The following is a 15,854-nucleotide window of genomic DNA, read 5'->3' on the forward strand; positions in this document are numbered from 1 at the left end:
CCGCTCCGGACAGTCGCTTTCCGCGGAAAGCGTAGTGTATTTCCGAAGCGGTAGGTGATGTCGCAGTTTAATTCAGCTGCGAAGATTAAAAGCAACAATACATACGAAAAGAGCCATAATTAAAAGTGAAGTAGTAAACATGTCTGATGCCTTCATAATTCTGAGCAAAGGGGATAATCATTAAGGTTAATAGTAAACCTTTTTTGTTCACCCCTTACTTTAAATAAGCGGATTTATTTGCCTGTTTATTCCCCTTCTTCTTCAGATGGTCCGTACTGTTGGTAAGGGAGCTCATCCCAGAAGGTAGTGTCGGCTTCTTCAATGGAGCCATCGGCAATCGCATGCATGGCTGCTTCCATGGCAACGACGGCTTGTTGAATGAGGTAGCCATTACTTTTTTGTCCAAGAACCGCTTCTTCACGGCTGTTATCTGTCATGCCGCGCATTTCAAATAGAAGTGTTGAGAAGTCATACGTGTAGGCTAAGCCATTACGCGCAATCGTGTTGGCTGTCCCGCCTGGGTATTTCGCAAGATGTCCCCATCCTTTTGCTTCAACGGCATCATAAATGACACTGCCCAATTGCTTTGAACCTTCGACTGTTTCAGGATTTACTCCAGGGTTTGTCGGATAAAGCATTGAACCGGATACGTAGCGGTCATCAAGAATTGGAGACGTTCCTTGGTGGTGGAAGTCAATTAAATAATCAATGTCATACTTTTGTAAAACATTTTCATGCAACGCAGTCGTTTCTGGTTGAGTTAAATCGTTGTGGTCACGGTTTAAATCAATCCCGTTCGCATTAAAGCGAGTGGAGATGCCACCAGCAGTATAGTCACTAATATCGAAGTTAACATCAGCTTCTGCACCATCTGGATTAATACGCGGTACGAATAACACGTTTACATTGTCTGCAAGCTCACGTACTGCACGGCTGTTTGTGCTTAAGTTTTTAATTACATTGAGAGCACCTTCTGTGATCAATTCTTCGTTACCATGTTGCTGAGTTAAAAACACAATCGTTGGATTTTCAGGGTTGTTACCGAATTTAACTAAAAATAAGTCACGTTCTTTCACCGATTGCCCAATGACTTCAAGCTCAAGACGATCAGAACGGTCCGTTACATGATAGAGAAAATCAGACATTTCTTCATACGTTTTTACACGTTCTTTTTTTATCGTTTGGTTATCGTTTAAATTTGGTCCGTTTCCGACTGCACTTGTTTGCTGAAATGGAACGGCAGCAAAAAGAAGTGCGAAAGTCAGCACGCTTGCCAGTGTCAATCTAAGTAGATTTTTGTTCATGTATGAAACCCTCCTAAAATTTTTGTCACAACACTTTTTCCATCCTCCGACAAAAAAATCCTTCGGGAATCGAAAAGACAGGAAAATTTAACTAAATATAATTTTCGTTTGAGAGAAATTAGTAGGATAAATTAGCTGGATATAAATGCTGAATAGGTGGATTAGCATAGTAAAATATAGGACTAAGTTTGTGGAGAATCTAGGGTTACAGTATTGCGAATTAACGGGCTATTTGTCGGGTGTCATCATTACAGTAAAAAAAGCGTCCAGTGGGAAACTGTACGCTTTTGTGTCTGGGATTTTAAAGCATGGTTATTTACTGAATAACGGTAGTATGACAGAAACTATATACCTACTTTAATTAGGAAGAAACACGATAAAATAAATAGTATCTGCCGAAAAGAAGACGCTCTTTTCAATATGCTGTTTTCACTGATATGCACCAAGGAATGAAAGGCGGCGACTCGAGTTGAAAAAGCAACAATCTCTTAGAAAAGAGCCTTTCAATAAAGGTCTATGCTGATGTAGTTTTTTTCCAAACACTTTCCATTTGCTCAAGGGTCTTTCCTTTGGTTTCAGGAACAAACTTCCAAACAAAAATAGCTGATAGCACACTCATGAGACCGTAGAAACCATAGGTTAAACCACCGCTATAATCCATCATCATTGGGTAAGTAGATGAAATCAGATAGTTAGCAGCCCATTGTGCAGCTACAGCAACGGCTACAGCTTGTCCACGAATTTTGTTAGGGAAGATTTCCGAAATCAATACCCAACATATTGGGCCCCATGACATCATGAATGAGGCTGTGTATATAATAATGAATAGTAAAGTACCAATCCCGATAACATTTGAAAACGCCAAACCTGCTACACCAAACATACCGATAGCCATACCGATGGAACCTACGATTAATAAAGGTTTACGTCCCCATTTATCTACTGTCAAAATGGCAATGACAGTAAAGATAACATTGGTGAGCCCCATAACAATTGTCTGTAACATCGAAGCATCTTTTGCGGCGCCCATGCTTTCAAAAATTCGAGGAGCATAATATAAAGCAACGTTAATACCAACAAACTGTTGGAATACAGAGAGCAGGACTCCAATAACGATCACTAATTTCCCGTAAGCAAATATTTTCTCGGAAGAAATATTTACCGATACTGTTTGTTTAATTTCACTTAGGATGGTTTTCGCTTCAGAGGAACCATTAATTTTAGTAAGAATCGCTAGAGCTTTATCATCTTGATTTTTTATAGCTAAGTATCGAGGTGTTTCGGGAACGAAAAATAAAAGTATACCAAACAATAGAGCGGGAATAGCTTCCGAAGCAAACATATATCTCCATCCCACATCGTTTATCCATTCTAATGGTTGGCCGCTAGCGATGCCCCAGTTCACAAAATAAACAACTAACATCCCAAAAATGATTGTAAATTGATTGAACGATACCAATCGACCACGAATTTTAGCAGGTGCAATTTCACCTATATACATTGGAACAATCGCTGAGGCCAAACCAACACCAATTCCACCTATGATTCGATACAGGTTAAAGGCAAGTAATAGAGAAATTGATTGTTCGTCTTTTGTGAAAAATAAAAACTCAGGATAAGCAGACCCTAGAGCTGATAAGAAAAAAAGTGTAGCTGCTGCGATAAGAGAATTCCGACGACCAAATTTTGAAGCGAAGTAACCAGATAGTAAGCCTCCAATGATACACCCGATTAATGCACTTGAAATTGTTGCACCATGTGCTAACGATCCTAACCCTAAAGGTTCAATAAAGTAGGCTTCTATCGACCTATCAGCCCCAGATATTACAGCCGTGTCATATCCAAAAAGTAAACCACCAATACAAGCAATTAGCGTAATTAAAATAATATAAAGTGAGTTTTGTTTTTGCTTCATAGTTTATTAAAGACAGGTTTTAATAGCCAAATAAGAAAGGCTTTTTGAGCCCGAAAAAACGCTCTAAAAAGCAACAATTTTTACGAGAACAGCAAAAAATTAAAATCTGTCTTTACACTCCCTCCTAGCTTTAAAATGTTTTTAAAGATCTTACTCCTTAGGAAATATAATACTGAAAAGTCGTTTGCTATCTAATAAATTTATCCATACCTACTAGTTTTGGATGGATATACTTGAAGATTGATAACCAAGACTGTTACCGTTTTCATTTCTATGAATAGATTGTATCAGCACAAACTTAGTTTGTCTATTGAATTAACTAAGTTTGTGCTGTGTGTAAAAGTGACACAGAACTAGGTTTTTATAATGAAAGACGAGCGTTGTCTGAATAGTCGTGCCATGGAAAACTGGTGAGGGGATAGTTCCACTAAAATTATTCTCTTCTTCAAGTTCAAGAAAGAAGCGACAATAAATTCTTAAAAACGTAATCATTTGCTTGAATAGGGCTGAAACCCCCGAAAAATATCCGACAATTTTCGGCTGGTGACACGTGTTGTTACGCGAATATTCAGAATTTGGATTGACTGAGCGTTTACTCAACCGATATAATCACAGTAGTTAGATAAAATAAAGGAGGTATTCATTTTGGCAGAACAGATTCATACAACCGTTGGAAAGCTATTAGAGGATATGGCAGCAAAACAACCTAATCACGAAGCGCTCGTTTACCCGGATCGCGGGTTGCGTTATACATATGAAGAGTTTGATCACGAGTGCCGGAAAGTGGCGAAAGGGTTAATGAAATTAGGCATTGAACGTGGAGAACATATGGCGATTTGGTCCACGAATAAGCCTGAATGGGTAACGACCCAATTTGCGAGTGGGAAAATGGGCGGTGTTTTAGTAACGGTAAATACAAGCTACCGTACATCAGAGCTTGAATACCTGCTCAAACAGTCCGACTCGACAACGTTAATTTTAATGGATTCATTTAAAGGGGCTTCTTACCTAGACATGCTGTATGAAATTGCTCCTGAGCTTCGGGACTGCGAACCAGGACAACTGCAATCAGAGCGGCTGCCATTTTTAAAGAACGTTATTTTCATGGGAGCAGAAAAGCATCCGGGCATGTGGAGCTGGCCTGATCTTCTAGAAAAAGCCGAGCAAATAGCCGATGCAGAATTAGATGAAAGAATGGAAAGTCTTGACCCCGAGGATGCAATTAACATGCAATACACATCCGGAACGACAGGGTTTCCGAAAGGTGTTATGCTAACTCACAATAACCTTGTGAATAACGCGGCGAATATTGGAGCTTGCATGAACCTTTCATTAGAGGATCGTTTGTGCATCCCAGTACCGTTTTTCCATTGCTTCGGTTGTGTAATCGGAACGCTCACTTGTGTTAATGTAGGCGCAACGATGGTTCCAGTAGAGGAGTTCAATCCGAAACGGGTACTCGAAGCGGTCGAAAAAGAGCGTTGTACAGCACTTCATGGTGTTCCGACGATGTTTATTGCCGAGCTAAACGAAAAGGACTTCGATCAGTACGATTTGTCCAGTCTTAGGACAGGCGTTATGGCTGGCTCCAACTGTCCAGTGGAAGTGATGAAAGGCGTCATCGACAAAATGGGTGCTGATGAAGTGACAATCGCTTATGGGCAAACGGAATCATCACCGGTTATTACGCAAACGAGAGTAAATGACTCACTCGTGAGAAAAACAGAAACAGTTGGACGTGCGTTACCGAATGTCGAAGTAAAAATTGTTCATCCAGGTACCGATGAAGAAGTCGAAAGTGGAAGGCAAGGAGAGCTTTGTACACGTGGCTACCACGTAATGAAGGGCTATTACAAAAACCCGGAGGCTACAGCTGAAGTGCTAACAGACAATGGCTGGCTTCATACAGGTGATCTTGCGGTTATGGATGAAAGCGGTTACGTTAGGGTCACAGGACGTTTGAAGGATATGATCATTCGTGGCGGGGAAAACATTTATCCGCGCGAAATCGAAGAGATGATGTATCAGCATCCGAAAGTTCAAGATGTACAAATCGTAGGGGTTCCAGACACAAAATACGGAGAAGAAGTTGCGGCATGGTTGATCTTAAAAGAAGGAGAAACTGCCACAGCAGAAGAGATGAAAACGTATTTTAAGAGCAAGATTTCACAGCACAAAATTCCGCGTTATTTTGAATTTGTAGATGAATATCCGATGACGGCCTCTGGAAAAATTCAAAAATTCCGTTTGCGGGAACAGGCATTAGAACGAATTGAATCGGTACAAAAATAAAGAAGGGGTGTCTCAAAAGGTTTTTAGGGGACCTCGAAGCGTTACCACCTAGATAAAGCCGCTCCTATGACGAATGGGAGCGGCTTTGTTGTTTAGAAAAAGAAGGTTCGTTTTTATTTTGAGATTGTGGTTTCCAATAGCTGTAAACGAATGTAACGACAGGAGAAAGCCAGAGAAAAATGGCGAAGGGCAAATAAACAATAACCGGCATTCCTAAAATCGTACTACACAAAATGGCAAGTAAGCTCCAAGGCACTAAACCGGCGAAAACGACCGTGGAATCCGCCAACGTTCTAGACAAGTCCCTTCGGTGAAAATGAGCTGTCCAGTGGGGCAGAAGGGCTCGCCCTGTAAGGAGAATCGGAAATGACTGATTAGGGGAGATAAGAGAAACCCCAGCTGCAACTCCGATTGTTTGCGCCGTGTTTTTTGGTAATGACTTCTTATTCGAAAACAAACGCTCTAAAAATGGCTGAAGCATTTTTGTATCCTCAATTATTTGGCAATAAACGCCAACGATGAGAATGAACAAGATGAACGGAATCATGCCTACGAGGCCATTGACTGAGCCAACGCCAAGCATCGCCCCTTCCAACCATGCATCAAGAGAAACACCTCGGGATAACAGGACGCCTCCAGCAGCAACAATACTTAAAGAAAAGCACGTCTTCATATTTTTCCCGAGTAATATCATCAACAGTAACAGAAGCGGAGGAAGTAACGAAACGAGCAAATCCCCCCATACGATAGCTGAACCTGCTGTACCTGCACTCGTTTGCGATACACTCATGGTGAGATCAATGATCAAAAAAAGAAGTGTGGTTAAAAAAACCGTGATCCCCATCGTTGGAGAAATCGTTCGTAAATGCTCTTTTACAGACAACTCCACTGAAAATGCAAGCAGCTGAAAGGAGCTTGATAACGGTGAGGAACGGTCACCTACAAAGGCACCTGAAACAAGCGCACCACCAACAAGGCCTAGAGGGATTCCGAGAAGTTCTCCTACTCCGATTAAAGGAATTCCTACAATACTTAAGCTTCCAACTGCTGAACCAACGACAAAGGACATCAGTGCCGTCACGAGAAAGGCAATCGTTAAATAGTATTCAGGTGTGATGAATAATAGGAATAACGCATTTAAATCATCAATCGTCCCGGCTAAAAACCAAGTAGGTAAAATGAGTCCAATGAACGTTAAGAGCCAGGCGACATCTTTGTTTCGTTTCATTCCCGTAAAGGATGAACGGATGATTTCTTTTAGTGTGATTCCTTTTCGAAAGCTAAAAAAGCCGAGCGCAAATAAACCAGGAAGGATTGCTAGAAATAGAGGATAGCTTTGGGCAATGGCAGCCATTAATAAACCAATCGTAACAGTAAAAATAAAGACAATCTCAGCTAACGAGAATCGGGTATTCATTTCGCTCCACCTCAGGTCAAGTATGCATTTATTCTATCACAAACCGCGATCCTCTTAGTTAGAAGTTCTCTCCTCAAAAATTCAAGGAGTGGGTGAAAATCATACTTTCCCAAACTAGCATATTTGGAGTAGCCCTTCTGAACTGAAATGACCGATTTCGACAAGAACACTTAGAAATATTGCGTGGAAAATAAAACCATTGGAAGATGTAACTGAATATTTCGTATGCCAAACTAAAAGAGGATGTTCAAAAAGTACTCTACATACGAAAGGATGATGAAATGAATGTTGAAAAAAAGCGTTGTTTCAGCGATGGCTGCCTTACTTTTAGTTACACCGTTTACCTCGTATGCTGCTAGTGATGATCGTGTCATGGAGCAGGATAGCGAGCAATCAAGAGTCCTCTACACAGCAAAAGGTGATTCAGAAAAGCTCTTTACAACCTCGGGAGCTGAATTAACGAAAATGCAGCAGGCCACTTCATTTTTAAGTCAACACCAAGAAATTTTCAACATTAATAATCCTAACGAAAGCTTACAATTAGATTCAGAGAAAACCGATGACCTAGGGATGACTCATATCCGTTTTCAGCAAGTTAAAAACGATATTCCAGTAGAAGGTCACGAAGTTATAGTTCACTTTGATGAACAAGAGTCAGTCAAAAGTGTAAATGGTCACTATCATAAAGATGTAGAAACGTTAAAACTGCCAACGCGACCTCAATTGGTCGAAAGGGAAGCAGTTGACGCAGCAAAAGTCGCAGTAGAGGCGCCGGAAGAATTGGAAGATCCCCCTTCTGCTGAGCTCGTTTACTACCCGATTGGTGAAAGTGTGGAATTAGCGTATAAAATAAATTTGAACTACTTTGCTGAAGAACCGGGGAACTGGTTTGTATACGTTGATGCAATCTCTGGAGATATCCTCGATCAATACAACACGATCCACAACTTGGCTGAAGCAGCAGGGCTAAAGGGGAGTAATATCGGTGCTGGAAATGAGGCACTAGCTATAGAAAGCGAAGTCTTTGCAAATCCGGATGAACTGAATCCAGAAGATTACCAAAGTGCTTCTGGAGCAGGTGTTGGAGTTCACGGAGAAGACCGCGTCATTAAAATCTCTCATAAAGCAGCAGAAGATCGCGGTCGTTTATTCCAGTTGTTTGATTTTTCCCGCCCGGATTTAGATGGGATCCTCACGTATGACTTTCAAAATCAGTGGCGTTCCGATGACTTTGATTTACCCGGAGTTGCATTTTCGAAGCGTAAAGCCGCATTTAAAGACGAGTACGATGCACCAGCAGTGGATGCTCACTATAATTCTACGAAAGTATACGAATATTTTTTAGAGGAGCATGGACGAAACTCGATTGATGATGATGGGATGTCGATTGTATCATCCGTCCATTACGGAGATAACTACGCAAATGCGTTTTGGAATGGGAGTCAGATGACTTATGGCGATGGAGATGGGGAGTTTTTCATTCCATTATCCGCAGGTCTGGACGTAGCGGCTCATGAAATTGCTCATGGCGTTACGACTCATACAGCAGGTCTTGTATACCGTGATCAGTCTGGTGCCGTAAACGAATCGATTTCTGATATTTTCGGTGTACTTGTTGACACAGAATCGTGGGACATTGGTGATAACGTGATGGCTCCACCTGCGATTGAATCTGGCAGAACAGCATTAAGAAGCTTAGAAGAGCCAGGGAAGTTCCCGGTAAACGAAGCTTATTGGGATTACGGAGACGGGTCTTACCCTGCTCATATGGACGAATACTATGATCTGCCTATTAACCTTGATAATGGTGGCGTTCACGTTAATTCGTCGATTATAAATCATGCAGCATTCCTAATTGGTGATGAGATTGGCCGTGAAAAACTTGGGCAAATCGTTTACCGCGCTCTCACTGTCTATTTAACACCACTATCAGATTTCCAGGATACACGCTTTGCATTCATCCAAGCTGCAGAAGACATTTATGGAGATGACTCCGAAGAAGCAGCTGTAACAAAAGCTGGATTTGACGGTGTCGGAATTTACGAAGAAGAGTAGGTTAGTAGTTTCAAAGGCTCTTTTATAAAAGATTGTTGCTATTTGTTTTTTTGAGCGTGGAGGACAAATTCATTTGACATCATTTGAGCCAAAAACGCTTAAAAAGTAACAAACTTTATGAAAACAGCATTTTTAAATGATGAAGCCCCAACGGAGTAACCCCTGTTGGGGCTCTTTTAGTTTTTAAAAGCAGGAACAATTCTACATAAAACTTAATCTATTGTACACAAACTAAAATTTATTCTACAAAAAATAACTGAATCCTACGCAAAACCTAAACTATTCCACATATGAGAAAAAAGCCTAAGATCAAAAGGAATACTGCTATCTTCATCGAATATTAACGAAAGCACCTACTTTTCGTTAATTTGATACCGAGATAAGGAGTGGAGAGTTTGAATGGAGTCGAACGATCACTACTTGAACGAAATCCTGCCGATTTTGCTGAAAATATCGGTTTATACATAGGAAAAAGTGAAGCAATGTCTAACGTAATTGAGCAAGCCGTTCGTTGGGCAAAGACGGATTATCACCTTCTCATTGAAGGAGAAACGGGGACGGGAAAAGAATTGATGGCTCGATTGGTTCATGAGATAAGCTGTCGTGCTGGTGGAAGGTTTGTCGGTATTAACTGTGGAGCCTTATCGGAGACGCTTTTGGAAAGTGAATTATTTGGTCATGAAAAGGGAGCTTTTACGGGAGCGCAACGAGACCGTAAAGGGGTTTTTGAGCAAGCTTCGGGAGGAACGTTATTTTTAGATGAAATCGGTGAAGCCTCCTGGTCAAACCAAGTGAAACTTTTACGGGTTCTGGAAACAAAAGAGTTTTACCGGATCGGCTCAGAAATCAGCACAATAATGAATGCGCGAATGGTGACCGCTACCCACCAATCTCTTCGAAAAAAAGTAGCACAAGGTGGCTTTAGAGAGGATCTGATGTATCGGTTAGACGTGGGGCGATTGACCATGCCTCCTTTACGAGATAGAAAGGAAGATATTCCAGGACTTATTCAATGGCTGTTTCAAAAAGAAGGTTTCCCTGTGCGTACATTAACTGATGAAGCGCTAAAAAAACTTTATGACCATTCATGGCCAGGTAATATTCGCGAACTTAACCACGTGATGATCAAAACAGCAATACTCTTATCAGAGGAGGTCAAAACGATCCACGCTGATGACCTACAATTTGATGAGAGTGTGGTTGTAAAACCTAATGACGTGCTGCAAGAAAAGCTGAGGTACATCGAGACATTACCCGAAGCTCTCGAAGAAATTCGGTTATTTGAACGGAAAATGATTCGGGAAAAAATACAACGGACGTTAGAGGAGACATTCGGGAATCGTCGGGAGGCAGCGAGGAGGCTTCAGGTTACGGAAAGAAAGCTTCGGTATTGGCTTAATGAAAAATAGGGATAAGAAAAACCGCGTGAGCTCGCATGTTTTTCCCTTGGGACGAGCGGCGTAAAGGTAATGAAAGGGGTGGTGCCAGGCACCACCCTTACAGAATTTCCAACCCATCTTCCAACGGCCATAATTGACCTTCGATTCCCCAAAGTGGGACAAGTTGATCTTCAATGAAGAGGCGAGCGATACGATGATCTTTTTTCTGCCCATTCAACGTTGCTTTGACTAGTGTTATCGCTTCAAACAAGGTGACCATCTTTTTTTGAAGAGTTTTTATCTGCCTTGTTTTTTCTATGTCTCCTAAAGACAGAAGGAGTTCGATCTCATTTTTTAAGTTATGAAGACAAGGGGCGATGCGATCCGTTAACTCACGCTCGTTTTCTGAGTACCGTTCTAGTTCTTCCGTCATTTTTTCAACAAACACTCGCCCGATATCAAACTTTGAAAACAGGCGAAGAACCTCAAGGCCGAGAATGTTTGCTGTCCCTTCCCATACGGTGAGAACTTGCGCATCTCGTAGCAGACGAGGGGTGACGAAATCTTCAATATAGCCGTTTCCACCATGCATTTCGATGGCTTCATGGGAAAAGTGAATCGCTTGGTCCGCCGATTCAGCTTTGATTAGTGCAATGAGCAGCCGTAAAAGACCGCTGCTTTCAGGAGAACGTTTTCCTTGGTACCACGTATCATATTCCTGGATTAACTCGAAAGCCGCGCGTGTCTCAGCCGTTAATTTGACCTTCATTTTAACGAGAGAGTCTTGTATCATTGGGTAATTTATAAGCTGCTGACCAAATGCGTCTCGCTCTTCGGCATAATTCTTAGATTCTGTATAAGCACGACGCATAATCCCAACCGATGCTACAGCATTACAAATGCGAGAAAGATTCAACGCTTCCATCATATAGTAAAAGCCTCTTTCTTGTTCACCGATCATAAACGCTTTAGCTCCGTCGAGTTCGACTTCACCTGACGGGACGGCTCGAACACCAAGCTTATCTTTTAACCGTCGTATAGAAATACCATTTAAAGAACCATCGTCTTTTTTCCATGGCACGAGAAAAAGAGACAAGCCCTTTGTTCCAGACGGTGCGTTTTCTGTTCTTGCTAAAACAGCTGCTACGCCACACATACCGGCGTTACTGGCAAAATACTTCTCTCCATAAAGACGGTAGCTGCCACTTTCTTTATCAAAGACCGCTGTTGTTTCATTCGCTCCGACATCTGATCCGCCTTGACGCTCAGTCAAAAATGTAGCGCCTTCATAAAGCTCTTCCTCTCCAGTAGACAATATGTGAGGGAGAAATCTCTCCTTCAATTCATTACTCGCGTATTGTTCAATTAAATAAGCGGTCGCCATTGTTAATGTGACCGGGCAGTAAAACCCAGGCTCTGACTGAGAGAGGAGATAGCCTTGAGCAAATGAATAGAGGTAGTTTCCTTTCTGGTTCAGTTCAGGAATGTCTTTATGAATATAGCCGACAATGCCGCGACCGTATGTTTCTTTTACAGTCTGTTTATATCCTTCATTAACCCAAACATAGGATTGATCATTTCCGAGTTTATCGTATTTGGTCAGACGCGGTTGTCCTTCCCTGTCTGTATGTTTTGCTCGCTCATCGATAGAAGTAGCACAACGTCCACCGAATTCCTCTAGCTCTTTGTTTGCCCAATCAAAAAACCGCTCATCTAGCGATTCTCGTAAAATGTCTTGGATTAACGTGTCCTGCGAGTAAAAATTCACTTCTATCACCTGCTCAACTTATTTACACAAAGCACCCCGTATCTTCTACAAGATACAAGGTGCTCATTTGTGATTTATAATTCTTTTCGTTCTTCTTCGGTAAATACTCTTGATCGTGTTAAAAATCGTTTTCCTTCAGGCCCTTCAAGTGAAAACATCCCTCCACGTCCGTTAACGACATCAATGATTAATTGGGTATGTTTCCAATACTCGTATTGATCTTTTGACATATAAAACGGACTATCCCCAATTTCACCAAGCTTGACGTCGGACTGGCCGATACGGAACTCACCGTCCGGGTAACACATCGGTGAGCTTCCATCACAGCATCCTCCTGACTGGTGAAACATGAGTGGGCCGTGCCGACTTTTAAGCTTTTCAATGAGTTCCAAAGTGGACTCTGTTGCGATCACTCGTTCTACCAATCCATCACCTCCACTTTTGTAGGAGTTATCTTCTAAAAGAATCCGAGAGCATCTTCACCATAGCTGACGAGAAGATTCTTCGTTTGTTGGTAGTGGTTTAGCATCATTAAGTGGTTTTCGCGTCCGATACCGGATTTTTTATAGCCGCCAAACGCCGCATGAGCAGGGTAAGCGTGGTAACAGTTTGTCCATACGCGTCCGGCCTCAATGTTACGGCCAAAACGGTAAGCGGTATTTATATTTCGTGTCCAAACGCCGGCGCCTAGGCCGTATAACGTGTCGTTTGCAATCGATAACGCCTCATCCGCGTTAGAAAACGTCGTAACCGATACAACTGGACCGAAGATTTCTTCCTGGAACACACGCATTTTATTGTCTCCCTTAAAAACAGTCGGCTGGACATAATAACCGTCCTTAAAGTCGCCTTCTAATTGGTTGCGTTCACCACCGACGAGACATTCAGCACCTTCTTGTTTTCCAATATCTAAATAAGAAAGGATTTTTTCAAGCTGCTCTTGGGAAGCTTGAGCACCCATCATCGTTTCTGTATCAAGTGGATTGCCGACTTTAATTTGCTTCACGCGTTCAATCGCTTTCTCGATAAACCGGTCGTAGATCGATTCATGAACGAGCGCGCGGGACGGGCACGTACACACTTCTCCTTGGTTTAGCGCGAACATGACAAAGCCTTCAACTGCTTTATTTAAAAAGGCATCGTCTTCATCCATCACGTCAGGGAAGAAAATGTTTGGTGATTTACCGCCGAGCTCAAGTGTGACCGGGATTATGTTTTCAGACGCATATTGCATAATGAGACGTCCGGTTGTTGTTTCTCCGGTAAAAGCAATTTTTGCAATGCGATCACTGGACGCAAGCGGTTTACCAGCTTCGACGCCAAAACCGTTGACGACGTTTAATACACCCTTTGGAAGAAGATCTTGAACGAGCTCAAGCCAGACAAAAATTGACGCAGGTGTTTGTTCAGCAGGCTTTAAAACTACGCAGTTCCCCGTTGCTAATGCAGGAGCAAGCTTCCACGTAGCCATTAACAGCGGGAAGTTCCAAGGAATGATTTGCCCAACAACGCCAAGAGGCTCATGAAAGTGGTAAGCAACCGTGTCGTTGTCAATTTGACTATTTGTCCCTTCTTGCGCACGAATCGCGCTTGCGAAGTAGCGGAAATGATCGATCGCTAACGGAATATCGGCATTGAGTGTTTCCCTTACCGCTTTTCCGTTATCCCACGTTTCGGCTACTGCAAGCTTTTCGAGATTTTCTTCCATACGATCAGCAATTTTTAATAATATGTTGGCTCTTTCAGTCGTAGACGTTTGCCCCCAGCTTGTTTTCGCCGCATGAGCTGCGTCCAAAGCTTTATCAATATCGTCAGAGGTCGAACGTGCGATTTCACAAAACACCTGTCCCGTTACGGGTGAAATATTCTCAAAATACTCCCCTTTAACCGGTGGTGTCCACTCTCCATTAATATAGTTTTCATAACGCGATTTGAATTCTACTTTTGCACCTTCAGTGTTTGGATTGCTGTAAATCATTCGATTTCCCTCCTACAAGACTTTTGTTGTAATCGCTTACATTAATAAATAATATGCAAACTTTGTGCCAAGCCGTAAAAAGGAAAGCGTTGTTAAAAATCAGCTATTTTAATCGTAATATTTACTTATTTCAGACAATATTAGCCGTTTTAACGGTAATGTCGGCCGAAATAACGGCGATAGATTCATTCTGTTATATAAAGGAAAATATTGTATAATAAAGTAACCATGATAATTAGGAGGAGAAGAGCTTGAAAAAATCGGCTTATGGTTTCTATGAAAAAAGAGGGGATTATGTTTTTAGAAAGAGTGCCTATATTCAATGGGGTGAATCAGAAAAATCATTGGGGAGTTGTTTGCTCTTAAATCCTGGAGGTGCTTATCTAATAGATGCACAATTACTAGAGAAGGAGGGCAAGGCTGAAGGAGAAATCACCCTGGATCCAACGATGAAACAGCTTGTTAAATTGATAGAAAGAATCTATGAGATGAAGCCAATAGAAGGCCGTCTTTATATTTACAATCTGTTTCCTCTGCAACATACGAAAAAAGGCGAGGCGATTCGTCGGTTCACCGATCTTGTAAATAAGAAGACGGTTTCAATCGAGGAAAGCTTGCCTAGTATAAACGAACTGAGGCGCCATCCGTGGGTATTGTTAGGTTGGGGGATCCTTTCTGAGAATCTTACAAGCTTAAATCTTGTAAAAAATCGTTGGCTTTCTCATATTGAAGAGGCTGGGGTCCCTTCATTTGGAAAGCTCCATACAAATCAACGAGACTATTATCACGTACGCCCTCAACTTGCAGCTGATGCAAACGAACTTCTAGATGAATTGGTTAACCTTTATCAAGAGAACATCGCTTTGAAGCAAGCGTGTATTCAGTTTACGGAATCGGCTTGTTTTCCGAATATCTTCGTTCCTTCCTCATATGAGCATCTGTATGACTTGCCACAAGGGTGGTCTATCTCACAAGGCAATCCAGAAACCATTATTCAAGGTTATTCGCACTTAAACGTTAATCCAACCTATCAGTTAAAAGCCTATCAATATTATTCAGGTGGAAATGGAAACGGTGTGATCTGGGCGATCCCGAAAAATAACGATTTTCCTCAGCCTGAAAACTGTGAAACGATGTTAAACGATCATTTTCTCAAGCCTCCGAAACCATTGACAGCTTTGGATGATTATATGAAAGCCATCCAAGGAGATCATACTCCGTTATCCTACTTGCAAGCGGCTATTGTCTATCATGAATTAAGTGAATATGGCGCAATGTGGCATGGCTGCTCGTGGGATCGAGACACGATAATAAGCTTTGAGAAAGGAGATGAAGAGGATGAATTCATGCCAACCATTGCCGACTATTTGTCCTTCCAGCATGACTGGGAAGAGCTGAAAGAAATTCCACGTCCGTTAAATCCACACTATTATTTAGAAAACAACCTGCCCGTTATCGTTTTTTACACGATCAATGATATTGGTCAAGTCACTTTAAACCGTTATAAACATACGTTTTCACCGAACGACTATACTTTTAAACTAGAGAAAGAGATCATTGGTCATGCTGGAGCGGGAATTATTTTTTAAATAAGGTCTTGTAATTTATAAGATGACAGCTACCTTCACGCTTTTCTTATAATTTCGAAACTCGAAGCACCCATTTTCTCGTCTATTTATGATAAAGTTAGAGAGAGGTTTCATAGGTAACCGAATTACTTATAATGAATTCTGAAAATTGCCATTA

The 15,854-nt window shown here is 41.7% G+C and carries 10 protein-coding genes; 4 read left to right on the top strand and 6 right to left on the bottom strand.

Translation table 11 applies throughout. From position 1 onward, the window contains the following. Positions 1 to 245 precede the first annotated feature (245 nt). Positions 246 to 1,304 carry a M14 family zinc carboxypeptidase gene (locus CDZ94_RS17470; RefSeq protein ID WP_096439254.1) on the bottom strand — a complete coding sequence of 353 codons (1,059 nt, stop codon included), beginning with the start codon at positions 1,302 to 1,304 and terminating at the stop codon, positions 246 to 248. A 514-nt stretch (positions 1,305 to 1,818) separates the two neighbouring features. Beyond that, positions 1,819 to 3,219 carry a D-xylose transporter XylE gene (gene xylE, locus CDZ94_RS17475; protein WP_096439256.1) on the bottom strand — a complete coding sequence of 467 codons (1,401 nt, stop codon included), beginning with the start codon at positions 3,217 to 3,219 and terminating at the stop codon, positions 1,819 to 1,821. Between the two features lie 690 nt (positions 3,220 to 3,909). Between xylE and CDZ94_RS17480 the strand changes: the two genes are divergently transcribed. Then, positions 3,910 to 5,511 (top strand): AMP-binding protein, encoded by a 1,602-nt coding sequence (locus CDZ94_RS17480; RefSeq protein WP_096440972.1) that lies wholly within the window; start codon positions 3,910 to 3,912, stop codon positions 5,509 to 5,511. Between the two features lie 64 nt (positions 5,512 to 5,575). Here the strand turns inward: CDZ94_RS17480 and CDZ94_RS17485 are convergent, their stop codons facing one another. Further along, a complete protein-coding gene (locus CDZ94_RS17485) occupies positions 5,576 to 6,928 on the bottom strand; it encodes a Na+/H+ antiporter NhaC family protein (protein WP_096439258.1) in 1,353 nt (450 codons plus the stop codon). Positions 6,929 to 7,213: 285 nt separating this feature from the next. Between CDZ94_RS17485 and CDZ94_RS17490 the strand changes: the two genes are divergently transcribed. Together CDZ94_RS17490 and CDZ94_RS17495 are read left to right on the top strand one after the other, a co-directional pair. Next, positions 7,214 to 8,983: a M4 family metallopeptidase gene (locus tag CDZ94_RS17490; RefSeq protein ID WP_096439260.1), complete on the top strand. Its 1,770-nt coding sequence runs from the start codon at positions 7,214 to 7,216 to the stop codon at positions 8,981 to 8,983. A 395-nt stretch (positions 8,984 to 9,378) separates the two neighbouring features. After that, the gene (locus CDZ94_RS17495; protein ID WP_096439262.1) at positions 9,379 to 10,392 is read left to right on the top strand and encodes a sigma 54-interacting transcriptional regulator; all 1,014 of its coding nucleotides are present in this window, start codon (positions 9,379 to 9,381) and stop codon (positions 10,390 to 10,392) included. An 88-nt stretch (positions 10,393 to 10,480) separates the two neighbouring features. On the opposite strand, the gene CDZ94_RS17500 is transcribed toward CDZ94_RS17495, so the two are convergent. The 3 genes from CDZ94_RS17500 to adh form a co-directional block, all read right to left on the bottom strand. Then, complete coding sequence (locus CDZ94_RS17500; protein ID WP_096439265.1) at positions 10,481 to 12,130, bottom strand: acyl-CoA dehydrogenase family protein; 1,650 nt, start codon at positions 12,128 to 12,130, stop codon at positions 10,481 to 10,483. A gap of 74 nt (positions 12,131 to 12,204) precedes the next feature. Beyond that, on the bottom strand, positions 12,205 to 12,555 hold the full coding sequence (locus tag CDZ94_RS17505; protein ID WP_096439267.1) for a DUF779 domain-containing protein: 351 nt from the start codon (positions 12,553 to 12,555) through the stop codon (positions 12,205 to 12,207). A gap of 32 nt (positions 12,556 to 12,587) precedes the next feature. Then, complete coding sequence (adh, locus tag CDZ94_RS17510; protein WP_096439269.1) at positions 12,588 to 14,108, bottom strand: aldehyde dehydrogenase; 1,521 nt, start codon at positions 14,106 to 14,108, stop codon at positions 12,588 to 12,590. Positions 14,109 to 14,359: 251 nt separating this feature from the next. Here adh and CDZ94_RS21750 point away from each other — a divergent pair, with 251 nt between their 5' ends. Next, positions 14,360 to 15,697 (top strand): hypothetical protein, encoded by a 1,338-nt coding sequence (locus CDZ94_RS21750; RefSeq protein WP_245415755.1) that lies wholly within the window; start codon positions 14,360 to 14,362, stop codon positions 15,695 to 15,697. The last annotated feature ends 157 nt before the right edge of the window (positions 15,698 to 15,854 follow it).

This window comes from Alteribacter populi, from assembly GCF_002352765.1.
In the GTDB taxonomy this organism is placed as follows: Bacteria; Bacillota; Bacilli; order Bacillales; family Salisediminibacteriaceae; genus Alteribacter; species Alteribacter populi.